Below are 21,773 nucleotides of genomic sequence, written 5' to 3'. Positions count from 1 at the left end.
CCATGGCAACAGTCACTTTCGATAAGGCAATGCGCCAGTACCCAGAGGCGCTGACTCCATCGGTCAACGAGATCAGCCTCGACATCGCCGATGGCGAGTTCCTCGTTCTGGTCGGTCCCTCAGGCTGCGGAAAGTCCACGACTCTGCGCATGCTGGCAGGCCTCGAACCCGTCGACGGCGGGCACATCAGAATCGGTGAGGACGATGTCACCGGCGTCTCTCCCCGCGAACGCGACATCGCGATGGTGTTCCAGAACTATGCGCTCTACCCACATATGAGCGTCGGGGAGAACATGGCCTTCGCACTCAAGATCGCAGGTGTGGGCAAGGCCGAACGCAATGAGCGAGTTCGTGAGGCCGCTCAGCTGCTCGACCTCGAACCCTACCTCGATCGGAAGCCGAAGGCCCTCTCCGGCGGGCAGCGGCAGCGCGTAGCCATGGGACGCGCCATTGTGCGCTCTCCGCAGGTGTTCCTCATGGACGAACCGCTGTCCAACCTCGATGCCAAACTGCGGGTCCAGACACGTGCACAGATCGCCTCCCTCACCCGCCGCCTCGGCGTCACCACGGTCTACGTCACCCACGACCAGGTCGAGGCGATGACGATGGGCGATCGCGTCGCGGTGCTCGCTGACGGACGGCTGCAGCAGGTGGACACTCCGCGGGCCCTCTACGACCGCCCCGCCAACCTCTTCGTCGCAGGCTTCATGGGCTCTCCGGCGATGAACCTCATTGACCTTCCGCTCCAGGATGGGGCGCTGCACCTCGGCGAGTCCGAGATCCGATTGAGCCGCGCGCAGCTCTCGGAGCTCACAGCTGATCGGGTGACGGCCGGAATCCGACCGGAGGACTTCCGCCTCGAGCCGACCGGCGGCCTGGAAATCAGTGTGGATCTGATCGAAGAGCTCGGCGCCGATGCCTACGTGCATGGTCGGGCGACGACCGGCGGCGATGACACTCCGATCGTCGCCAGGGTCAGCGGGCGCACGCGCGTAGCCAGAGGTGACAGCGTCAGAGCCGTCCCGGAGCTCTCGCGCCTCCACCTCTTCGATTCGCAATCCGGTGCACGACTGTCTGACGAGAGTGAGCATGCGGCCTGAATGTGACGGCCGATAAACGGTCAGAAGCCAGAAAACCCGGTGCGGAATACTATGATCGATCCATGGTCGATTTCGCACGCTCACCCCGCTCCACCATCGGAGTCGAATGGGAACTGGCTCTGTTGGACGGAGACAGCCTTGATCTGACCTCCGCCGCGGAGCTTCTCCTCGCCGATGTCGCGCAGCGTGCACCCGAGTTCGAGAAGCGGATCGTGGGTGAGATGCTCACGAACACGATCGAACTCGTCACCGGTGTCCACAAGCAGGTTTCCGGAATCGCCGAGGATCTGGCCGCGTCCATGGGTGCCCTGCGCACGCTCACCGAGGACCGTGGGATCGAACTCATGTCCGCCGGCACACACCCGTTCGCCCAGTGGCAGTCCCAGGAGGTTCGCGCCAAGGATCGCTACCTCGAGCTCGTCGACCGCACCCAGTGGTGGGGTCGGAACATGCTCATCTTCGGCGTCCACGTCCACGTCGGAATCGACTCCCGCGACAAGGTGCTGCCGATCGTCAACGCCCTCCTCGCCTACGTCCCCCACCTTCAGGCGCTGAGCGCATCATCACCCTTCTGGGGCGGAACCGACACCGGTTACGCGTCGAACCGGGCGATGATGTTCCAGCAGCTGCCGACCGCGGGACTGCCGTTCCAGTTCGAGGCGTGGTCGGACTACGAGAAGTACGTGGCCGACATGCTCACCACCGGCATCATCGACAACATCAATGAGATCCGCTGGGATATTCGTCCCGCCCCGAATTGGGGAACCGTTGAGGTCAGGGTCTGCGACGGTCTTCCCACGCTCGAGGAGATCACTGCGATCACGGCCCTCATCCAGTGCCTCGTCGACGACTTCTCCGCTCGCCTCGACGCCGGTGAGACCCTGCCGACGATGCCGGACTGGTTCCACGACGAGAACAAGTGGCGTGCCGCCCGTTACGGCATGGACGCCATCATCATCGAGAACGCCGAAGCCGATGAACGCCTGGTCACCGAATGCCTGGCCGATGAGGTCGCGCGCCTGGCCCCTGTGGCACAGCGGCTGGGCTGCGTCGACGAACTGAACTCCATCACTTCGATCATCGACCGCGGTGTGCCCTACCAGCGGCTGCAGAACGTGTTCAAGGACAGCGAATCACTCACCGAGGTGACTCGTTCCCTGATCAGCGACCTGCGCACCTCGTATACCTGAGGTCTTCGGACCGCGAGCCCGCCGCACCCTCCCACCGATAAACGGGTCAAGCGTCGATATACGCACGCACAAACGCGTTTGTCGACGCTGGCCCCGTTTGTCGATGAAGCCGTCGTCGGGGTCCGCTGCAGCCCGTCAGCGGCCGCGACTCACAGGTAGGGGCGCAGGAGCTCCAGCAATTCCGGCAGGGACGCAGCGACACCGGAGTGCAGCTTGAGATCCGTGAGTTGGTCGATCGGCACCCAGGCGAGCTCGATGCTCTCAGGATCACTGATGACCGGTTCGAGATGACGCAGGGCCCGGGCGATGACCGTCGTGTATGACCAGTCCCCGAGGTCGAGGACATGGGTCTCGAGGACTTCGATGCCCGAGGCGTCGCTGTCGGGGACACCTGCTTCTTCCCAGGACTCGCGGACGGCCGCGTCGAGAGCGGATTCGCCCAGGTCACGGGCGCCGCCGGGGAAGCCCCAGGTTCCTCCCTCAACCGACCACAGGGCGCGGTGCTGCATGAGGATCCCCTGCGCAGGGTCAAGCAGCATCAGCCCTGCTGCCCCGTTGAGCCCCCAGTGCTTCTTCCCGTCCGAGCCGAGAGTCCATCCATCGCCTGATCGCCGAGGCGGCAGGTAGTCCGGCAGATCCTTCGAGTTCGGACCGTACGCGGTCTCATCGCGTGAGGCACCGCTGCGTTCGTGTGTGTAGGCGTTCTGGTCGCCGGCGTTCGGGTCAGACGAGGACATGATCGACATCCAATGAAGAGACTGCGGCAAATGACAGGTCGCTGGGTCCGATTCCACGGCGGACGAGTTCGGCACCGAGAGCTGCGACCATGGCTCCGTTGTCCGTGCACAGACTCAACGGCGGTACCCTCAGCTCCACCCCCGCCTCGGCGCACCTGGCTCCGAGGACAGCGCGCAGGTGGGAGTTCGCGGCGACTCCCCCGCCGAGGACGACGTGACTGATTCCGGTGTCGGCCGCCGCCAACAGGGTCTTGGTCACGAGGACGTCGACGACGGCGTCCTCGAATCCTGCTGCGATGTCGGCGACCCGCAGGTCCGTTCCCAGTGTTTCGGCCTTCGTGACTTCCCGCAGAGCGGCGGTCTTGAGTCCGGAGAACGAGAAGTTGAAGCGACGCTCTGGATCGCGCAGATCCTGCTTCTTCGCCAGTCCGCGGGGAAACTTCACAGCGGTGCGGTCACCGGGGATTCCGCTTCCGTCGAGCTGCCCGAGAGCCGCCTTGGAGATGTTCGGCCCACCCGGGTAGTTGAGTCCCAGCAGCCGTGCGGTCTTGTCGAAGGCTTCGCCGGCGGCATCGTCGATCGTGGCGCCGATGAGTTCGATGTCATCGACGACATCGCCGATGCGCAGGATCTCGGTGTGCCCACCGGAGACGAGGAGTGCGATGGTCGGCGTGGTCAGGCCGTCGACGTCGGTGGCGATGAGGTCCACCGCCACATGTGCGGCAAGGTGGTTGACCCCGTAGAGCGGCAGGTTGAGCGCCGCGGCGAGGCCCTTGGCGGCACCGACTCCGACCATCAGCGCACCGCTGAGGCCTGGGCCAGCGGTCACGGAGATGGCGTCGAGGTCACTCAGCGCGATGTCTGCCTGATCGCAGGCGGAGGCGATGGCCGGTCCGATGGCCTGGACGTGTGCGCGTGAGGCGACCTCGGGGACCACGCCGCCGAAGCGTACGTGCTCATCCATCGAGGAGGAGACCGTGTTGGTCAGCAGCGTCCGGCCCCGAACGATTCCGACTCCGGTCTCGTCGCACGAGGATTCGATGCCCAGCACCAGGGGTTCGCTCATGCCTCGTTCGCCCCGTCCTCGCTGTCGTCGACTTCGCTGTCCTCAAGTTCGAGGTCCGCATAGAGAGCGAGCAGTTCTGCCTCCTCGACCTCGACAGCGTCGAGTCCAAGTGCCCGAGCGAACAGGCGCATGTGGGTATCCCACATCGGGCCGAAGTCCGCGGCTTTGAGGCGCGCGCTCTCAGCGTCGGGCGCAGACTGGGTGAAGACCAGAAGGGTTGCGTCCCCGTCCGTGAGCTCAAGAGCAAGCAGTTGGATTCCCAGCACGCCGAAGTCCTCGAGTTCGACGAGAACATGATCCTCGGCCTCGTAGCTGAGGATCTCGCCGTGCAGCTGGGTTTCTCCGAGGTCGAACGTGATCGTGGGGTTGGACTCTCCACCGTCGCCGGCAGCGTCAACGCTGTCATCGCCGCCGGTCTCGGCACTGTCAGTTTCGCCAGCTGCCTCGTCGATTGCGAAGGAGGCGAACCAGGAGCCAGCGGTCTCACTGTCGACGAGCTTGGACCAGACGGTCGCAATGTCGACCGCCAGCGGCAGTTCGATGACAAGATCGGTGCCATTCTCCCATTTCACAAGGCGTGGACTCGTGCTCGTCATGCTTCCACCCATGCTTCGTTGAGGGCCGTGATCTCGTCCTCGGTCAGCTGCAGTTCGGTTCCCGCGAGCAGCTCCGTCAGCTGCTCAGGCACCCGCGCCGAGGCGATGGTGGAGGGAATGAAATCGTGTGACAGCTGCCAGGCCAGTGTGGTTGCGGTCATGGTTGCGTTATGCGCCGAGGCCACGTCATCGAGGATTTCGAGAGCCCGAAGCGCCTCTTGGTTGTCGAGGAAGTCGGCGACGCGTTCACCGCGCACGCTTCCGGTGGAGTCTCCGCCGGTGTGCTTTCCCGTGAGGAATCCCGAGGCCAAGGAGTGGAATGGCAGTTCGGCGATGCCGTTGGACCGCAGGTAGGCCTGCTTCTGTGCATCCACCGCGCTGCGGGCCACGAGGTTGTACCGATCCTGGACGACGCGGTAGCACGCCAGTGAGTACTTCGCGCTGATCTTCATCGCCGACTGCAGGCGATCCAAGGTGAAATTCGAGGCGCCGAGGTAGCTGACCTTCCCGGTGCGCACCAAGGCGTCGAAGGTCTCCGCCACCGCCACCTGATCGACGCTCTCGTCGTCGGCGTGGGCGTAGTAGACATCGACGTGGTCCGTGCCGAGACGACGCAGGGAGGAGTCGATGCACTTGCGGATATTGGCGGGGTCGAGCCCCTTGTGCTTCGGATGCGCTCCGACCTTGGTGGCGATGACCATGTCATCGCGGTTGCCACGCGAGGCCATCCATTCGCCGATGATGGTCTCCGACTCACCGCCGGAGTTGCCGTCGACCCACACGGAGTAGGCATCCGCTGTATCGATGAAGTTTCCTCCCGCCTCGGCGTAGGCGTCGAGGACTGCGAAGCTCTGATCCCGGTCTGCGCCCCAACCGAAAGGATTGCCTCCCAGATGCAGGGGGTGGACCATCAGATTCGTGTCAGCAAGTTGCACTCTTTCCATGGCTCCAGCCTACCCTTTGGCAGTGGTCGGCGGCTGTATGGGACGCAGGTTAGGGCAGGCTCGGCTAAGATGAAAACAAGTACTGTAGTAGCCCTGACCATCACGACACTTCCGGATCATCGATCTCTCAATGAGGAAACATCATGACTGAACCATTCTCAGCTCGCCTCAAGGCCAGCACAGCCACGATCCACGACGAGGTCGAGCACACGAATTTCATGGTCGATCTCATGGAGGGCAGGCTCGACGCACGCGCCTACGCCCTCCTGCTCAAGCAGTACACGGTCATCTACGCAGCACTTGAGGCGAAGTCCCGGGAGTTCGCCGAGGACCCGATCTTTGCCCCTTTTCACGACGCGAATCTGTTCCGGGCTGAACGCATCGTCCGGGACCTGCAGGAACTCACCGGCTCGGAGGAGTTCACGCTCAACGACGTCGACCTGCCCATCACCCGCAGCGCCGAAGCATATGCACGACATCTGGGCCAACTCGACAAGCCTGAGCAGGTCATCGCGCACCACTACACGCGCTACCTCGGCGATCTCTCCGGCGGGCAGGCCATCGGAGCGCTCATGGGCAGGCACTACGACACCCCTGCCAGCGCACTGACGATTTGGGACTTCACCGAACTCGGCAAGACGAAACCGTACAAGGACTCCTACCGTCTGCGCCTCAACGACATAGCAGGCACCGGTGGGAACGAGCAGACCGTCATCGATGAGACGATGACCGCGTTCGAACTCAATGGCGAACTTCTTTCGGAGCTGACGTCTCTGTCCGACCGTCACACAGCCGACCGTCCCGCTTCCGGCCGTCCCGCTGCTGCCGGTCCCACTGCCACCCGTCCCGCAGCTTCGTCTGTCTCGGCAGCCGTGCTCGGCCGCTCCTGACGGCGGAACCGGGAGATGTAAGCTGAAGCAGCATCCCCGCTGCAACGACGAACAGTTCGAGAGACAGACATGGATTCACACCAGCTTTTGGCATGGGCCCTTGTGGCCGTGATCGGGGCTGCCACACCCGGGATCGATCTCATGATCGTCCTCAGGTCAACGCTGCTTCACGGCAGGCGCTCCGGCTTCGCCGCCGTCATCGGAGTCGAAATGGGCCACGCCGTCTGGGCGGTTGCCAGCCTCATCGGCCTCACAGCCCTGCTTGCGGCGTCCACCCTCGCCTACGATGTGGTGCGGATCGCCGGAGCCTGCTATCTGGTCTGGCTCGGATGCACCGCGATCTGGAAATCTCTGCCCCGCAACCGAGCAACGGCCACCGAGGCTGACGATCTTCCCTCCCAGAGCACTGTCAGTGCGGTCCGCAGCGGCATGACCAGCAACCTCCTCAACCCGAAGGTCGGGGTCTTCTACATCAGCATCCTGCCCCAGTTCCTGCCGACAGTCCCGACGGCCGCCGGATGGGGTGTGCTGCTCGTGGCCATCGCATTGACAATCGGCACAGTGTGGCACGCCGCCATCGTCCTTCTTGCCACCCGTGCCCGCGGCATCCTCACCCGTGAACGGGTCAAGATCTGGCTCGATCGCACGAGCGCCGCGGTGATGATCGCACTCGGCGTGCGCCTGGCGACCGAAGCTCGGGCGTAGACCGACCACTGTTTGTGGCCTGCCGACTGCACGCAGCTTGAGTCCGTGAGCGCCTCGGCGACTCCGACTTATGGGTGGAAGCGCATGAGGATCGCGTCGGCACCCGGGTAGTAGTCGGGGCGCCTGCCCCATTCGGAGAATCCGAAGGAACGGTAGAGGCCCAGTGCCGGTTCGTTGTGCTCATCAACCTCGAGATGCACGGCCTGGGCCCCTCGGCTCAGGGCCCAGTCGATCCCGACCCGGAGCAGCTCTCGCGCGATGCCCTGACCGCGTCCGACTTCGGTGGTGGCAATGGTCATGACGTCCGCTTCACCGCCGGCGGCTGACATGACGATCCACCCGGCCAGTGCCGAGGTGGGGGTCCGTGCCGCGAACATCGCCGTTCCGGCCTGAGCCTTCACAGCCCAGTAGTACGTCAGCGTCCACGCGGTGGGGCCGAAGATGGCGGCATCATGGTCCGCGACCTCGCTCAGATCCCACCAGCGCAGTTCGTCGATGCCTGCCTGTTCGTGCGACGCGCCTGCACTCATTTCCCGGCACTCATTTCAGGGCACTCATTTCAGTGTGCTCTCACGCACCGGAGTCGACTTGGCGTCGGGCTCGCGCAGGTATTCGGGAACCGGTTCGGCCAGCTCTCGCGCGGCCGCGATCTCGCTGGCTGCGGCGAACGCGAGGTATTCGGCGCGTGGGTCGACGATCGCAGGGAAGCCGGACTGTCCGAGGACCTCGGGATAGAGGAGAAATCCGCGCCCGAGGCGGCCGCTGATGTCCGTCTGGCCTTCAGCTGCGAGGACATCGTCGACCTCGGCAGGCTTCGCAACGAAGGGTCCGGCCTGCAGCGACGCGTCTGAGCTCTCGTAGACGCTGAAATAGACTTCCTTGCGTCGTGCATCCGCGGCGATGAGCACCGGCCCCGTGGTCTGAGTATTCGTTCGGCGCAGCTCCTCGGCGAGCGCGGCCTGAGACAGAAGGCCCCTGACCGGGATCCCACGAGCCTGACCGACCGCGATGGCTGCGGCGATTCCCACGCGCAGCCCGGTGAATGGTCCCGGACCGATTCCGGTGACGACGAGGTCCGGCTGGGCCGAATTCGCAAGCACCTTGGCCAGAGCGGGTCCGATGAACTCGACGTGTCTGCGCTGGTCATCGGCTTGCTCTGCCGCCAGGACGGTCCCGGATTCGGTGTCGACCAGAGCCACCGAGGCGGCCTGGGAGGTATCGATGCTGAGTATGATCACTGGCTGTCCTCCTCGTCGGCGGACCCGTCTGACCCGTCGAATTCGCTGACCTCGATCGCACCTGCCAGGGTCCGGAGCGAGTCTCTCACCCGCTGCAGCCGTGCATCCCAGGAGCTGCCGTGGCCGTGCAGTTCGACAAGGCGGCGTTCGTCCTCGTCGGCGTCATCCTCAGCAGCCTTCTCGGCAGCCTCGTCGGCGTCATCGTCGGCAGTCGCGTCGCCTTCGGCCCCGCTGCCGTCGGCGGCGAGGTCGAACATCGGCGTGATCGTTAGTCCGAGGTAGTCGCTGCTCAGCTGTTCGGCGAGTCCCGCACCCCATTCGACGACTGTGATCGACTCCTCGAGCTCCGAGTCGAGATCGAGGTCCCCGAGCTCCTCGGCGCCGGAGAGTCGGTAGGCATCGACATGCACGAGTGCGGGGCCCTCGTGCAACGACGGGTGTTCGCGGGCGATGACGAAGGTGGGTGAGGTGATCCGCCCGGCGACTCCCAAGGCACGGCCCAGGGACTGCGTGAATGTCGTCTTCCCTGCGCCGAGGTTGCCGCTGAGGATGAGGAGGTCACCTGCCCGCAGGTGCCCGGCAAGCAGCTCGGCGAAGGTCCTCATCTGGTCAAGGGACGTCAGCTGAAGTTTCATCACAGACCTCCGCCGTCGACAGGTTGTGGCTGAACTTCCACGCGGTCGACGCGTTCACTGATGCGGGTGACGATCTCGTAGTTGATCGTGTCCGCCCAGGTTCCCCATTCGGCCGCGCTGGGACCGTCGGGGCCGAAGATGACGACCTCATCGCCGATGGCGACCTCGCCGGCACCGACCTCGACGATCATCTGATCCATCGCGATCCGGCCGACGACGGGATACCTGTTGCCGCGGATGGAGACCTCGGCCCTATTCGATGCCGAACGGGCAAGCCCATCCCCGTAGCCGCCGGGCACCAGAGCGAAACGGGTGTCGGCCGCCGCGGTGAAGGTGAGCCCATAGGATGCGCCGTGACCGCTGGGGATGTCTTTGAGGTTGACGATCTGGGAGACCAGTCGCATCACCGGCACCAGTCCCAGATCCTGCGCACTCTGATCTTCGAGCGGGGAGAGACCGTACAGGGACAGGCCCACCCGAGCCGAGGTGCCCGGGAACGGTGAGAGCGTGAGCGCGGCCGGCGAATTCGCAATGTGGACCTCGAGTCCTTCCGATTCGCCGAGGCGCCCCTGGGCCTCGTCGAGCACCGCCGTGAGCTCCCGGTAGGCTGAGCCGAAGACGTGCGTCTGCTGCGCGGTCTCAACACGTTCGGGTTCATCCGCGACGGCGTAGTGGCTCATGATGCCCACGATTTCAAGATCCGGGGCAACCGCACTCGCATCGGCCTCATCCGACTCGGGCCCGGCATCCAGGCTCTGCAGCTTCTCGAGTGCACGCTTCCAGTCCGCAGGAGCCAGGCCGTTGCGTCCGAGCCCGGTGTCGACCTTGAGGTGGAGGCGGGCGGTGGAGTTCGTGCGGCGGGCCGCGTCTTGCAGTCGATCGAGGCTGTCCACTGTGGACACGCCCAACTCGATTCCGGCGGCTACGGCAGCGTCGAGGTCAGTGGTCGGTCCGTACAGCCATGCTGTGATGGCAACGTCGTCTCCCAGCAGCTCGCGCAGGTGCAGCGCCTCACTGACAGTGGCCACGCAGAAGTCCCGCCACCCGGCGGCGAACAGCGCCGGGGCAACGATGTCGATGCCGTGGCCGTAGGCGTTGGCCTTGACGACGCATTTGAGTCGGGCGGGGGCGAGCCGTGCGGCGAGGACAGCGGCGTTGGCCTGCAGCGCGGTCACGTCTATCTCAGCCCTCACCAGTGCCCCTGGGGTATCGGTTGATGTCACTGGATAAGAATACCGTGGACCGTCATCTTTCACTCCGACAGGGACCCGCTGACTCGATGACGGGACGCGATCACTCGATCAGGGATCCTCCGTGGATGAGCTCCCCAGCCACCTCGGCGACGGCATCGCCGAGTGCTCCGGCGTTCACGGCCCGTCGACCCGCAGCATTGTGCACCAGCACGCCAAGTCCGACGATGTGGGCCAGTTCGCGTTCCGGCAACGCTGGCTCATGCTGATTCTTCGCGTGGAAGGTCGCGACCAGAGCACCGATGATCCCAGCCAGCACGTCCCCGGACCCCGCGGTGGCCAGGCTGGCCGGTCCGACCTCGGGGAGCACACAGAACCCGTCCGGGGCGGCGATGACGGTCTGGTGTCCCTTGAGCAGGACGATGCAGCCGCTGGACTGTGCGGCTCTCCGCGCCCAGCCGATGGGGTCGGCGTTGATCCGGCTCGAGGTGATGATCTCGCCGAGGAGGCGGCTGAGCAGCCGGGCCAGCTCACCGGCATGCGGAGTCAGGACCACGGGCCTCTCGGCCAGCCATGTGCCCTTGACCGATTCTGCGCGTCCGACCATGTCCAGCGCCCCAGCGTCGAGGATGACGGGAACGTTCGTGTTCGCCAACGCGTCGACGCAGGCGTGGACGTATTCGTCCTCTGGGTTGCCTGGACCCATGACCACGGCGTTCATGCGGCCCGAGGCGGTGACCACCTCGGCGTGGAGGCCGATGACGTATTCGGCGACCATCTGCGATCCCAGGGACCGGACCATGCCGACCCCGCAGTTGACCGCCGAGGTGGTGGTCAGCACTCCTGCACCCGGGTACTCCTCAGACCCGGCGAGGATGCCGACGACTCCGCGAGAGTATTTGTGGCCATCCGGTTTGGGGCGGGGGAAGCCCGCGTTGAGATCACCGGTGTCGACAACCTCGGCGGTGGCCTGGTCCTCGTGCAGTTCGAGGCCGATGTCGACAAGGTGGACGGTGCCGGTGAACGCGGCGACGCGGGGGTCGATCAGCTCGGCTTTGAGTCCGCCGAAGGTCACGGTGTGGTCGGCGTGGATCCTGTCTTCGGAACCTGCTTCAGCCGGGGACAGATCAGACGGGATGTCGACAGCGATGAGCGTCTGTGTGGTGGACGTGCCGGTGCCGGACCTGGATGTGCCGGCGCCGGCAGCACTGTTTGTTCTGGCAGAAAGGCTTGTTCCGTTAGAGTGTCGCCAGTCGCGGATGAGCGAGGCGATGTGCTCGGGCAGGCCGCGTCGGCCGCCGGTGCCGAGGATGCCGTCGAGGACGAGATCGGACCGGGAGAGTTCCCGCAGCACATCGGCGCGCAGATGTGCCCCAGCCTCGGCACTGCACTGGCCGGCCGCCTCGACGCTCGGGTCAGCGGTCTCGTCCGAACTCGGGAAGGCGATGACACCGGCTCCCGCCCGCCGAGCCGCGGCCAGTCCCTCATCGTGGGTGCGGTCGAAGAGTGTGACGACGGTGATGTGGGCCCCGCGCCGGGCCAGTGCCGCGGCAGCGAAGAGCGCGTCTCCGGCGTTGTTGCCAGGACCTGCGAACACGCACACACGGGAGCCGAAGATCTGGCCCCGAGACTCTCGCAGCATATCGGCGCAGAAGTGGGCCAAGGCTCGAGAAGCGCAGGCCATAAGGTCGACGCCCGCGTCGAGGAGGGGTCGTTCAGCCTCGACGATGACGGTGCTGGGGTAGGCGAAGACTGACATCAGTGCCTCCTCATTCCTGGGCCAGGCGGGTGAGTCTGCGTCCGGCCAGGTGAGCCAGAAACAGAGCCTGATCGGCCAGTCCCTCGTCGCTGTGACGGGCTCGGGGCGAGTGGTTGGCTTCGCGTTCCTCGACGGGCAGGTTCGGCAGTGCCACGCCGAAGTGGCCGTACGCGCCGGGAACCTGTTCGAGCACGCGGGAGAAGTCCTCGGAGCCGGGGATCGGGTTCGGTCGGACGACGGCACGGTCGGGTCCGAAGAGGTCGGCGAAGGTTTCGAGGAAGAAGTCGGCTTCGTCGTCATTGTTGATCGTCGGCGGCAGCACCCGCTCGTAGTCGACCTCGACTTCCAGTCCGTGAGCGGCGACCAGTTCGGTGACCAGCTGCGGCAATTCGGCCTCGGCTCGTGTGGTGACCTCGTCGGAGAAGGTGCGGATGCTGACGACGAGCTGCGCGAAGTCGGGGATGACGTTCGGGGCGGTGCCGCCGTTGAACTGGCCGACGGTGATGACCAGGGGGTCGAAGATGTCGAAGCGCCTGGTCACGTATTCCTGGAGCTGACCCACAAGCATCGCACCGACCTGGATGGGATCGCGGCCCGTTGCCGGGCGGGAGGCGTGGGTGCCTTTGCCGCGGACGGTGATGGACATCTTCGAAAACGCTGCCATATACGAGCCGCGTCGGCAGTAGGCGACGCCGAGGTCCTGGTCTGCGGAGACGTGAATGCCGAAGGCGGCCTTCACCCTGGGGCCCGCGGCATCGAGGACACCCTCGTCGATCATCTTCCCGGCCCCGTCATAGCCTTCTTCACCGGGCTGGAACATGAAGACGACGTCTCCAGGCAGGGAGTCCCGGTCACGGTGGAGAAGTTTGAGTGCACCGACCAAGCCGGTCGTGTGCAGGTCGTGGCCGCAGGCGTGCATCCGCCCGGTCGTGGCCGCGAAGTCGAAGCCTGTCGCCTCCGGCACAGGCAGTCCGTCCATGTCTCCGCGCAGCAGCACGGCGGGGACGACACCGGTCGAGTCCTCGGCGCGCTGACCACCGCGGAGTACGACGACAAGCGAGGTGAGTCCGTTGCCCTTCGTCACCTCGATGTCAAGGCCTTCGATGGCGTCGAGGACGAGCTTCTGGGTGATGGGCAGATCAAGCCCCACCTCGGCGTTCTCATGCAGTGCCCGGCGCAGAGTGACCAACCCGTCCGCGATGTCCGCTGCGTCCTCAGCGGTGGGCAGGTGGATGTCGAGGGCAGTGGCGGGCGTGGCTGCAGTCTCGGTGTGGGAAGTGTCGGTGTGGGAAGTATCGGTGTTGGAAGGAGAGCTCATGGTCTGAGTCTATTGCCGACCGCGCCGAGGTGGTGCCGAAGTGTGGTGCCGAAGTACGGAAGCCATCTGCCTACCCGAAATGCTCCGCATCCCATTCCACGCTGGGACTCAGCGATGGCCCTTCGCCTTCGACGATGACGAAGGTCATCGTGAGGTTCGCGTCATGGGTGATGGAGAGGTGGATGTTCGTGGCGCCGATGCGGTGGAAGTGTTCGAGCACGAGTCCCCGCAGGCGGAACGAGGGCGCACCGGACCGGGCGGGGACCACCTCGGCGGACTGCCAAGGCAGCCACCCTGGGAAGCCGATCGCCTTCTTCAGAGCCTCCTTAGCAGAGAATCTCGCCGCCAAAGAGGCATCCGTGCGACGTCTGCCATTGCGTTTGAGCTGTTCGGCAGGGGTGAGCAGGCGATCAAGCAGTTCGGGAACGCGCTCGATGTGCTCGGCGAACCGAGGCACATCGGCAATATCAGTCCCGATTCCCAGAATCGCCATGCTCTTCCCTCAACTCTGTAAGCGAGTCGGCACCGCACTGTCCAGTCCCGGTGCCGACTCGATGTCGTTTGCGCCAGACCGCTTACTCCACGGTCACGGACTTGGCCAGGTTGCGTGGCTGATCCACGTCGAGGCCCTTGGCCGTGGCCAGTTCCATCGCGAAGATCTGCAGCGGAACCGTCGTCAGCAGGGGTGCCATGAGCGTCGTCGTCTGGGGAACGTAGATGACCTCGGAGGCGAACTCGCGGACCTCTTCATCCCCTTCCTCGGCGATGACGACGGTGTTCGCGCCGCGGGCCCGGACTTCCTGGATGTTCGAGATGACCTTGGCGTGCAGCGAATCGCGGCCGCGCTTGCTGGGCACGACGATGATGACGAGCTGGCCGTCGTCGATGAGCGCGATCGGACCATGCTTGAGCTCACCGGCGGCGAAGCCCTCGGCGTGGATGTAGGCGAGCTCCTTGAGCTTGAGCGCACCCTCCATGGCCACAGGGAAGCCCACATGGCGGCCCAGGAACAGCACAGAGCCGACGTCCTGGTTGCGACGGGCGAGCTCGAGCACCTGCTGCTTGCCGTTGTCGAGGACGCTCTGAACCTTCTCCGGGATGGTCTGCAGCTCTTCGAGGATGGTGGTGATCTCGTCGCGGAACTTGTTGCCCCGCAGCTGTGCCAGGTAGAGGCCCAGCAGATAGCAGGCCACAACCTGGGACAGGAAGGCCTTCGTCGAGGCGACCGCGATCTCCGGACCGGCGTGCGTGTACAGCGCGGCGTCGGATTCGCGGGGAATGGTCGAGCCGAAGGTGTTGCAGATGGCGATGACCTTCGCGCCCTGCTGACGTGCGTGTCGCACGGCCATGGTCGTGTCCATGGTCTCTCCCGACTGGGAGATCGCCACGACGAGGGTCTTCTCGGTCACAACAGGGTCGCGGTAGCGGAACTCGTGGGCGAGCTCGACCTCGACGGGCACACGGCACCAGTGTTCGATGGCGTACTTGGCGACCTGGCCGGCGTAGGCCGCGGTGCCGCAGGCGATGACGACGATCTTGTCGATGGTCTTGAGCACCGTCTCGTCGATGTGCATCTCGTCGAGGGTGAGCTTGCCGTCGATGTCGAGGCGGCCCAGCAGGGTGTCGGCGACGGCCTGTGGCTGGTCGTGGATCTCCTTGTCCATGAACGAGGGGAATCCGCCCTTCTCCGCAGCAGCTGCGTCCCAGTCGACCTCGTACTGCACACCGTCGACCTCGTTGCCGTCGTTGTCCGTGATGACCACTGAGTCCGGGGTGATGGTCACAACCTGATCCTGACCGATCTCGACGGCGGTGCGGGTGTAGTCGATGAAGGCGGCGACGTCGGAGCCGAGGAAGTTCTCTCCCTCGCCCAGGCCGATGACCAGGGGCGAGTTGCGGCGTGCGGCGACGACCTGTCCGGGAGCGTCGGCGTGGACGGCCAGGAGGGTGAAGGCGCCTTCGAGCTGGGTGGCGGTCACGCGCATGGCCTTCGTCAGGTCGCCGGTCTCCTGGAAGTTCTTGGCCAGCTGAGCGGCCGCAACCTCGGTGTCGGTCTCTGACTGGAATTCAACACCCTCGGCGGTGAGATCGCGCTTGAGCTGAGCGAAGTTCTCGATGATGCCGTTGTGGATCAGCGCCAGCTTTCCACCGTCGGCCACATGCGGGTGGGCGTTGAGGTCGGTCGGTCCACCGTGGGTGGCCCACCTGGTGTGTCCGATGCCGGTCTGAGCCTTCGGCAGCGGGTTGACCTCGAGCTCATCGGTCAGCGCCGAGAGCTTGCCGGCCTTCTTCGCGGTCTCCAGATCACCGGCAGGAGTGACAAGGGCGACTCCCGCAGAGTCATAGCCCCGGTATTCGAGCCGTTTCAGGCCGCTGAGCACCACATCGAGCGCCGAGTGATCAGCATTGTCAACGTCTGCTTTGGATACATAACCAACGATTCCACACATGAGTGGAATTTTACGCAGTCGAGTCAAGAAACGTGGAATCGACCTGCCCGACCATCACCTCGCCGATCACGAAGATCACGTTCGGAATCTCACGGACCACCTCGGCGTTCAGCTCAGACATGACGCATGACACAATTGTGCTCATGTCTCATGTCGATCCCATCCTTGACCGTGCGCGACGCCTGGCCGGCCTCAACATCGGGCGCAAGCCCGAGGTCGAACCGACGTCCCCGTTCTGGGAGTTCGACCGCGAGGTCTGGGGCACTCTGGCCCAGGCCACTCCCCTGCCGCTGAAGCAGCGCGACATCGAACGTCTGCGCGGTCTGGGCGACCGGATCAACCTCGACGAGGTGGCTCAGGTGTACCTGCCCCTGTCGCGGCTGCTCAACCTCTACGTCTCCGCCCGCCGCGCCAAGCACGACATGACGCGGGAGTTCTTCTCCCCATTGCACGAGATCGGGCTCGAACCGCAGGAGGCCAAGCGCACCCCCTTCGTCATCGGCGTGGCCGGGTCCGTCGCCGTCGGCAAGTCGACGACCGCTCGTGTCCTGCGCGAACTCCTGGCCCGCTGGCCCGATACCCCTCGCGTCGAGCTCATCACCACCGACGGCTTCCTCTACTCGAACGCCGAACTCGATCGTCGACGGCTCACAGGGCGCAAGGGCTTCCCCGAGTCCTACGACCGGCGCAAACTGCTGCGGTTCATCTCCGCCGTGAAGTCCGGCTCCCCCGAGGTGCGTGCCCCCGTGTACTCGCACCACACCTACGACATCGTCCCCGGCGCCGAGGTGGTTGTCCGCTCCCCCGATGTCCTCATCGTCGAAGGCCTCAACGTCCTCCAGCCCGCCCGGCCCCGCAGCGACGGGACCCTGGGGCTGTCGATCAGCGACTACTTCGACTTCTCCGTCTACGTCGATGCCCGGTCCCGAGACATCCGACAGTGGTACATCTCCCGGTTCCTCAAGCTCAAGCACGGTGCCTTCCAGGACACGGACTCCTACTTCCACCGCTATTCGAAGCTCGACGACGACGAGGCGATCACCCTGGCCACGGAGATCTGGGATTCGATCAACTTCCCCAATCTGCGTGAGAACGTCCAGCCCAGCCGGGGTCGTGCCGACCTCGTGCTGCACAAATCGGATGACCACACGATCCGCAAGGTCCAGTTGCGCAAGCTCTGAATGGTCGGCTGCTTCACGGTGGAACTTCGCCCTGAGCTGATTGAGAAATAGATCTGCAGGTCCGGAGGTTGAAGTCTGTGAACGTTCGGACCTGCCCGGGAAGGGCCGGGTGAGGGAGGCGACGAGATGAGTATGCAGTCAGCGCACAGGGTGATGTACACCTCGGTGTCGAGTAAGAGAACTCCGCAGACCTCGATCAAGCCGGGCACCTACCGTCGCATCGCCTCGTTCGCGACCAGGCACAAGAAGAAGCTCATCGTCTTCCTCACGCTGTCCGTCGGCACGGCCGTCATCGGCGTCCTCAACCCCGTGCTCGCCGGTGACGTCGTCAACGCGATCACCAGTGGCGGACCCGTCGAGACCGTCATCTGGCTGGCCGTGGCGATCGGGGGTCTGGCGATCGCAGACGCCGCGATCTCGATCTTCAACAGGTACCTCTCTTCGCAGATCGGCGAGGGTCTCATCTTCGATCTGCGCACCGCGGTCTACGACCATGTGCAGAAGATGCCGATCGCGTTCTTCAATCGCACCCGCACCGGTGCCCTGGTCTCACGTCTGAACACCGATGTCATCGGAGCCCAGCGTGCGTTCTCCAACACACTGTCGGGCATCGTGTCGAACTTCGTCTCCCTGGTGCTGACCGTCGGCGTGATGGTCACCATCTCCTGGCAGGTCACCGTCATGTCGATCCTGCTGCTGCCGCTCTTCATCATCCCCACCAAGCTGCTCAGCGGAAAGCTTGCCTCTCTGCAGTTCCAGGCCGCAGACAACTCTGCGAGCATGTCGACGCGGATGACCGAACGGTTCTCCGCGGGAGGTGCGACCCTGGTCAAGCTCTTCGGCAACCCCAAGACCGAAAACGAGGAGTTCTCCGACCGTGCCGCTCAGGTCCGCGACATCGGCGTCAAGGTGGCCATGCTGCAGTCGACGTTCGTGTCCTCGCTGACGCTCGTCTCCGCCCTCGCCTTGGCCCTCGTCTACGGCATCGGCGGTGCCCAGGCGGTGGTGGGCAACCTCAACGCCGGCCAGGTCGTCACCCTCGCACTGCTCCTGACCCGGCTCTACACGCCGCTGACAATGCTGGCCAACGCTCGACTGGACATCATGAGCGCCGTCGTCAGCTTCCAGCGCGTTTTCGAGATCCTCGATCTCGTCCCCCTCATCAAGGAGCCCAAGGCACCGAAGCCACTGCCCTCCGGAGGTCTTGATGTGACATTCTCCAACGTCGGCTTCGCCTACCCCAGCGCCGAACAGGTCAGCCTCGCCAGCCTCGAGGATGTCTCAGTGCTCGACACCAGAGGCGGCGACGAGGTCCTCCACACCCTGAACTTCACGATCCCAGCTGGGCACACCGTCGCCCTGGTCGGCTCCTCGGGCGCCGGGAAATCGACGATCGCCTCGCTGCTGCCCCGTCTCTACGACGTCACCTCCGGGTCGATCACGATCGGTGGAGTAGACGTGCGCGAGCTCTCTGCCCAGACGCTGCGCAGCACCGTCGGCGTGGTCACTCAGGACGGGCACGTGTTCCACGAATCCATCCGGGCGAACCTGTCCTTGGCGAAGCCGGAGGCCACGGATGCTGAGCTGTATGAGGCCATCGACGGCGCGCAGCTCCACGACGTCATCGCCTCGCTGCCCGATGGCTTGGACACGATCGTCGGTGAGCGCGGCTACAGACTCTCCGGCGGTGAGCGTCAGCGTCTGACGATCGCTCGGATGCTGTTGGCCGCCCCAGAGGTCGTCGTCCTCGATGAGGCGACCTCTGCCCTGGACTCGACGAATGAGGCGGCAGTCCAGCAGGCGCTTTCTCGCGCCATGAGCGGCCGCACCGCCATGGTCATCGCGCACAGGCTCTCCACGATCCGCCAGGCCGACACCATTCTCGTCGTCGAGGCCGGTCGCATCGTCGAGTCGGGTTCTCATAACGAGCTGCTGGCCCAGGGCGGTCGCTACGCGGAGCTCTACGCCACCCAGTTCGCCGCGAGCTGAGCGGAGCAACCGCGACGAGGAATTCCTACAGCCCCAGGTTGTCCTTGACGTTGGCGGCCAGACGTTCGGCCTGAGCCTGGGCGATGTCTTCGGTCTCTGCTTCGACCATGACGCGGATCAGCGCCTCGGTGCCCGAGGCCCGCAGCAGCACACGACCCGAGCCTTCGAGTTCGGCCTCGACGGCGTTGACTTCGGCCGTGACCTTCGGGTGGTCCACACCGTGTTTGTCGACGCCCTTGACGTTGACGAGTGCTTGGGGAAGCTGCGGGATCTCGGCAGCCAGATCGGCCAGCGTCCGCTTCGAATCGGCCATGCGCTTCATCAGGTGCAGAGCCGTCTGCACGCCGTCGCCGGTCGTGCCGTGGTCGAGCATGAGCACGTGCCCGGACTGCTCCCCTCCGAGGACGTAACCGTCTGCCAGCATGCGTTCGAGGACGTAGCGGTCACCGACGGCGGTCTGGACGGTCTCAATCGAGTACTTGTCCATCGCGTGTCTGAGGCCGATGTTCGACATCACGGTCGTCACGAGCGTGTTGCCCTTCAGCTCGCCGAGCTCCTTGAGGCCGATCGCCAGAATGCCCATGAGCTGGTCACCGTTGATGACACGACCCAGTGAGTCCACGGCCAGGCATCGGTCGGCGTCGCCGTCGAAGGCCACACCCAGATCGGACTGGGTTTCGACGACGAGACGCTGGAGCGGTTCGAGGTGAGTGGAGCCGACCCCGTCGTTGATGTTGAAGCCATCGGGTTCGGCGGCGGAGACGATGACTTCGGCACCGGCCTGGCGCAGGGCAGCGGGTCCGACGATGGACGCGGCACCGTGAGCGCAGTCGACGACGACCTTGAGCCCGGAGAGGGGACGTGTGCCCTCGGCGTCGAGGGACCGCACGAGCTTCTCCGTGTATTCGTCGGCAGCGGCGGGGTAACGGGAAATGCGACCAACCTCGGCGCCGGTGGGACGGACCCAATCCTCGTCGAGGATTGCAAGGATCGAGTCCTCGACGGAGTCATCGAGCTTCGTCCCGCCTGCTGCGAAGAACTTGATGCCGTTGTCCGGCATCGGATTGTGGGAGGCGGAGATGACGACGCCGAAGGCGGCACCGGTGTCCGCTACGACGCTGGCGATGCCGGGGGTGGGCAGCATTCCCGCGTCGAGCACGTCGACTCCGGCGGAGGCGATGCCCGCGGAGATCGCGGCGGAGAGGAACTCACCGGAGACTCGAGTGTCGCGGCCGACGACGGCGAAGGGGCGCTTGCCCTCCGGCCAACCGCGGGTCAGAACCCGCGAGCCTGCAACGGAGAGTTGGAGTGCCAGCCGGGCGGAGATGTCGCGGTTGGCAAGTCCACGGACACCGTCGGTGCCGAAGAGTCGTGTCATGGAAAGTCCTTTCCTCAATTTCTCGTCGATATTAGTCCATGGCGCCGCCGAGGCGGTGGTGCCGGACCGTACGACCCGCGAAATCGGTATGAGATGAAGCTGCCTGTGTCCAGGCGGGGGAGGGCGAAAAGCATGTGAATGCACGAAATGCGGCCCCGAATCCGGTTCGGGGCCGCATTGCGGTGTTCTTCGAGCTGAACTGTCGGGGGCTGCGCTTCAGCGGCAGACCAGGCGCAGTCCTGACAGCAGAATCAGCGCTTCGAGAACTGAGGTGCCTTACGTGCCTTCTTGAGACCGGCCTTCTTGCGCTCGGGGACGCGTGCGTCGCGGCGCAGGTAGCCTGCCTTCTTCAGCTCAGCACGGTTCGACTCTTCGTCGATCTGGTTGAGCGAACGGGCGATGCCCAGACGAACGGCTCCGGCCTGGCCGGAAGGTCCGCCGCCGCCGATGCGCACGATGACGTCGAAACGTCCTTCGAGGTCGAGCAGGCGGAAGGGCTCGTTGACGAGCTGCTGGTGCAGCTTGTTCGGGAAGTACTCTTCGAGAGTACGTCCGTTGATGGTCCATTCACCGGATCCGGGGATCAGGCGGACGCGAGCAATTGCCTGCTTGCGACGTCCGACTGCGCTGCCGGGAGCGGTCAGGGACTGTCCGCGTCCACCAGCGGTCTGCTCGCCCAGGCCAGCTGACTCAGGGGTCTCAGACGTGTATTCGGTGACGGTTGGTTCTTCGACAGATTCTGTCGCAGTAGTGGTTTCTTCAGCCACGGTTCTCCTCGGTATGTCTAGAGCTGGGGCGCGCTTTACTGCGCGACCTGGCTGAGTTCGTACGGCTGCGGATTCTGAGCGGCGTGTGGGTGCTCTCCACCCTGGTACACCTTCAGCTTCTGCATCTGGGCACGTCCGAGACGAGTCTTCGGAACCATACCGCCGACAGCCTTTTCGACTGCGCGCTCGGGATTGGTGGCGAGAAGCTCGGCGTAGTTGACGCTCTTCAGACCGCCCGGGTAACCCGAGTGGTGGTAAGCGCGCTTCTGATCGAGCTTCGCACCGGTCAATGCGACCTTGTCTGCATTGATGATGATGACGAAGTCACCGGTGTCGATATGAGGAGCAAAGGTGGTCTTGTGCTTGCCGCGCAACAGGCGTGCAACCTGGGCAGCAAGACGACCGAGCACTTGGTCAGTGGCGTCAATGACGTGCCACTGGCGCTCAATATCGCCGGGCTTGGGTGTGAACGTACGCAAAAGTAGCCTTCTTTTCGTATCTCTTGGTGTAGTGCTGATGACTCATCCGGTCGTGAGTCTGATGAGTCAAGGCACTCGTTGTCTTGAATCGGGTCTGTCCATCGAAGTCGTCCCCTCACCTACGGGCCTGCAACGCATGAGGCTATGTAAGGGAGCACGAC

At 64.7% G+C, this 21,773-nt stretch carries 21 protein-coding genes; 6 read left to right on the top strand and 15 right to left on the bottom strand.

What is annotated here, in order from left to right; translation table 11 throughout:
• Nucleotides 1–2 precede the first annotated feature (2 nt).
• Entirely contained in the window at nt 3–1,100 is a 1,098-nt protein-coding gene (locus HU144_RS08835) for an ABC transporter ATP-binding protein (RefSeq protein WP_235351050.1), read from the top strand.
• Between the two features lie 62 nt (nt 1,101–1,162).
• Complete coding sequence (locus tag HU144_RS08830) at nt 1,163–2,290, top strand: glutamate--cysteine ligase (RefSeq protein ID WP_235351049.1); 1,128 nt, start codon at nt 1,163–1,165, stop codon at nt 2,288–2,290.
• Between the two features lie 149 nt (nt 2,291–2,439).
• On the opposite strand, the gene HU144_RS08825 is transcribed toward HU144_RS08830, so the two are convergent.
• Genes HU144_RS08825 through HU144_RS08810 form a run of 4 tightly spaced genes read right to left on the bottom strand, consistent with a single transcriptional unit; the run spans nt 2,440 to nt 5,633 of the window.
• Nucleotides 2,440–3,027, bottom strand: coding sequence for an NUDIX domain-containing protein (locus HU144_RS08825; protein ID WP_235351048.1), 588 nt, complete (start codon nt 3,025–3,027; stop codon nt 2,440–2,442).
• Nucleotides 3,014–4,093, bottom strand: a complete 1,080-nt coding sequence (tsaD, locus tag HU144_RS08820; protein WP_235351047.1) for a tRNA (adenosine(37)-N6)-threonylcarbamoyltransferase complex transferase subunit TsaD — start codon at nt 4,091–4,093, stop codon at nt 3,014–3,016. The genes HU144_RS08825 and tsaD overlap by 14 nt, the downstream gene beginning before the upstream one ends.
• Nucleotides 4,090–4,689 carry a hypothetical protein gene (locus tag HU144_RS08815; RefSeq protein ID WP_235351046.1) on the bottom strand — a complete coding sequence of 200 codons (600 nt, stop codon included), beginning with the start codon at nt 4,687–4,689 and terminating at the stop codon, nt 4,090–4,092. The genes tsaD and HU144_RS08815 overlap by 4 nt, the downstream gene beginning before the upstream one ends.
• A complete protein-coding gene (locus HU144_RS08810; protein WP_226829718.1) occupies nt 4,686–5,633 on the bottom strand; it encodes an aldo/keto reductase in 948 nt (315 codons plus the stop codon). The genes HU144_RS08815 and HU144_RS08810 overlap by 4 nt, the downstream gene beginning before the upstream one ends.
• 143 nt (nt 5,634–5,776) lie before the next feature.
• Between HU144_RS08810 and HU144_RS08805 the strand changes: the two genes are divergently transcribed.
• Nucleotides 5,777–6,523: a biliverdin-producing heme oxygenase gene (locus HU144_RS08805; RefSeq protein ID WP_235351045.1), complete on the top strand. Its 747-nt coding sequence runs from the start codon at nt 5,777–5,779 to the stop codon at nt 6,521–6,523.
• A gap of 69 nt (nt 6,524–6,592) precedes the next feature.
• On the top strand, nt 6,593–7,228 hold the full coding sequence (locus HU144_RS08800; RefSeq protein WP_193081393.1) for a LysE family translocator: 636 nt from the start codon (nt 6,593–6,595) through the stop codon (nt 7,226–7,228).
• 68 nt (nt 7,229–7,296) lie between these two features.
• On the opposite strand, the gene HU144_RS08795 is transcribed toward HU144_RS08800, so the two are convergent.
• The 8 genes from HU144_RS08795 to glmS all read right to left on the bottom strand — a co-directional run bounded on the left by HU144_RS08795 (nt 7,297) and on the right by glmS (nt 15,818).
• Nucleotides 7,297–7,758, bottom strand: a complete 462-nt coding sequence (locus tag HU144_RS08795; protein ID WP_235351044.1) for a GNAT family N-acetyltransferase — start codon at nt 7,756–7,758, stop codon at nt 7,297–7,299.
• A gap of 24 nt (nt 7,759–7,782) precedes the next feature.
• Nucleotides 7,783–8,466, bottom strand: coding sequence for a tRNA (adenosine(37)-N6)-threonylcarbamoyltransferase complex dimerization subunit type 1 TsaB (gene tsaB / locus HU144_RS08790; protein ID WP_235351043.1), 684 nt, complete (start codon nt 8,464–8,466; stop codon nt 7,783–7,785).
• Complete coding sequence (gene tsaE / locus HU144_RS08785; RefSeq protein WP_235351042.1) at nt 8,463–9,101, bottom strand: tRNA (adenosine(37)-N6)-threonylcarbamoyltransferase complex ATPase subunit type 1 TsaE; 639 nt, start codon at nt 9,099–9,101, stop codon at nt 8,463–8,465. The genes tsaB and tsaE overlap by 4 nt, the downstream gene beginning before the upstream one ends.
• Nucleotides 9,101–10,324, bottom strand: a complete 1,224-nt coding sequence (alr, locus tag HU144_RS08780) for an alanine racemase (RefSeq protein ID WP_235351041.1) — start codon at nt 10,322–10,324, stop codon at nt 9,101–9,103. The genes tsaE and alr overlap by 1 nt, the downstream gene beginning before the upstream one ends.
• Nucleotides 10,325–10,394: 70 nt before the next feature.
• Nucleotides 10,395–12,050, bottom strand: a complete 1,656-nt coding sequence (locus HU144_RS08775; RefSeq protein WP_235351040.1) for an NAD(P)H-hydrate dehydratase — start codon at nt 12,048–12,050, stop codon at nt 10,395–10,397.
• A gap of 10 nt (nt 12,051–12,060) precedes the next feature.
• A complete protein-coding gene (locus tag HU144_RS08770; RefSeq protein WP_235351039.1) occupies nt 12,061–13,368 on the bottom strand; it encodes a M20 metallopeptidase family protein in 1,308 nt (435 codons plus the stop codon).
• Between the two features lie 70 nt (nt 13,369–13,438).
• Nucleotides 13,439–13,861 (bottom strand): holo-ACP synthase, encoded by a 423-nt coding sequence (locus tag HU144_RS08765; RefSeq protein ID WP_235351038.1) that lies wholly within the window; start codon nt 13,859–13,861, stop codon nt 13,439–13,441.
• A gap of 82 nt (nt 13,862–13,943) precedes the next feature.
• Entirely contained in the window at nt 13,944–15,818 is a 1,875-nt protein-coding gene (glmS, locus tag HU144_RS08760) for a glutamine--fructose-6-phosphate transaminase (isomerizing) (protein ID WP_235351037.1), read from the bottom strand.
• Between the two features lie 143 nt (nt 15,819–15,961).
• Here glmS and coaA point away from each other — a divergent pair, with 143 nt between their 5' ends.
• Both coaA and HU144_RS08750 read left to right on the top strand, forming a co-directional pair.
• Entirely contained in the window at nt 15,962–16,999 is a 1,038-nt protein-coding gene (gene coaA, locus HU144_RS08755) for a type I pantothenate kinase (RefSeq protein ID WP_235351036.1), read from the top strand.
• Between the two features lie 126 nt (nt 17,000–17,125).
• Nucleotides 17,126–18,988: an ABC transporter ATP-binding protein gene (locus HU144_RS08750; RefSeq protein ID WP_235351035.1), complete on the top strand. Its 1,863-nt coding sequence runs from the start codon at nt 17,126–17,128 to the stop codon at nt 18,986–18,988.
• Nucleotides 18,989–19,013: 25 nt separating this feature from the next.
• Here the strand turns inward: HU144_RS08750 and glmM are convergent, their stop codons facing one another.
• The 3 genes from glmM to rplM all read right to left on the bottom strand — a co-directional run bounded on the left by glmM (nt 19,014) and on the right by rplM (nt 21,612).
• Entirely contained in the window at nt 19,014–20,366 is a 1,353-nt protein-coding gene (gene glmM / locus HU144_RS08745; protein ID WP_198396853.1) for a phosphoglucosamine mutase, read from the bottom strand.
• Nucleotides 20,367–20,617: 251 nt separating this feature from the next.
• Nucleotides 20,618–21,133, bottom strand: a complete 516-nt coding sequence (rpsI, locus tag HU144_RS08740) for a 30S ribosomal protein S9 (RefSeq protein WP_235346413.1) — start codon at nt 21,131–21,133, stop codon at nt 20,618–20,620.
• A 35-nt stretch (nt 21,134–21,168) separates the two neighbouring features.
• Nucleotides 21,169–21,612 (bottom strand): 50S ribosomal protein L13, encoded by a 444-nt coding sequence (gene rplM / locus HU144_RS08735; RefSeq protein ID WP_009883872.1) that lies wholly within the window; start codon nt 21,610–21,612, stop codon nt 21,169–21,171.
• Between the last annotated feature and the right edge of the window lie 161 nt (nt 21,613–21,773).

This window comes from Brevibacterium sp. UCMA 11752, assembly GCF_021532235.1.
In the GTDB taxonomy this organism is placed as follows: domain Bacteria; phylum Actinomycetota; class Actinomycetes; order Actinomycetales; family Brevibacteriaceae; genus Brevibacterium; species Brevibacterium antiquum.
Note: the sequence above shows the minus strand (reverse complement) of the source record. Positions and strands in the feature narration are given on the sequence as shown.

Excerpts from the sequence above, each read along its gene's own strand:
- glmS (WP_235351037.1), bottom strand. The coding sequence starts at position 15,818 with ATGTGTGGAATCGTTGGTTATGTATCCAAAGCAGACGTTGACAATGCT.
- coaA (WP_235351036.1), top strand. The coding sequence starts at position 15,962 with ATGTCTCATGTCGATCCCATCCTTGACCGTGCGCGACGCCTGGCCGGC.
- HU144_RS08830 (WP_235351049.1), top strand. The coding sequence starts at position 1,163 with ATGGTCGATTTCGCACGCTCACCCCGCTCCACCATCGGAGTCGAATGG.
- HU144_RS08835 (WP_235351050.1), top strand. The coding sequence starts at position 3 with ATGGCAACAGTCACTTTCGATAAGGCAATGCGCCAGTACCCAGAGGCG.
- HU144_RS08795 (WP_235351044.1), bottom strand. The coding sequence starts at position 7,758 with ATGAGTGCAGGCGCGTCGCACGAACAGGCAGGCATCGACGAACTGCGC.
- HU144_RS08750 (WP_235351035.1), top strand. The coding sequence starts at position 17,126 with ATGAGTATGCAGTCAGCGCACAGGGTGATGTACACCTCGGTGTCGAGT.
- HU144_RS08805 (WP_235351045.1), top strand. The coding sequence starts at position 5,777 with ATGACTGAACCATTCTCAGCTCGCCTCAAGGCCAGCACAGCCACGATC.
- tsaD (WP_235351047.1), bottom strand. The coding sequence starts at position 4,093 with ATGAGCGAACCCCTGGTGCTGGGCATCGAATCCTCGTGCGACGAGACC.
- HU144_RS08810 (WP_226829718.1), bottom strand. The coding sequence starts at position 5,633 with ATGGAAAGAGTGCAACTTGCTGACACGAATCTGATGGTCCACCCCCTG.
- HU144_RS08815 (WP_235351046.1), bottom strand. The coding sequence starts at position 4,689 with ATGACGAGCACGAGTCCACGCCTTGTGAAATGGGAGAATGGCACCGAT.
- HU144_RS08800 (WP_193081393.1), top strand. The coding sequence starts at position 6,593 with ATGGATTCACACCAGCTTTTGGCATGGGCCCTTGTGGCCGTGATCGGG.
- HU144_RS08770 (WP_235351039.1), bottom strand. The coding sequence starts at position 13,368 with ATGAGCTCTCCTTCCAACACCGATACTTCCCACACCGACACTTCCCAC.
- glmM (WP_198396853.1), bottom strand. The coding sequence starts at position 20,366 with ATGACACGACTCTTCGGCACCGACGGTGTCCGTGGACTTGCCAACCGC.
- tsaE (WP_235351042.1), bottom strand. The coding sequence starts at position 9,101 with ATGAAACTTCAGCTGACGTCCCTTGACCAGATGAGGACCTTCGCCGAG.
- HU144_RS08825 (WP_235351048.1), bottom strand. The coding sequence starts at position 3,027 with ATGTCCTCGTCTGACCCGAACGCCGGCGACCAGAACGCCTACACACAC.
- HU144_RS08765 (WP_235351038.1), bottom strand. The coding sequence starts at position 13,861 with ATGGCGATTCTGGGAATCGGGACTGATATTGCCGATGTGCCTCGGTTC.
- HU144_RS08775 (WP_235351040.1), bottom strand. The coding sequence starts at position 12,050 with ATGTCAGTCTTCGCCTACCCCAGCACCGTCATCGTCGAGGCTGAACGA.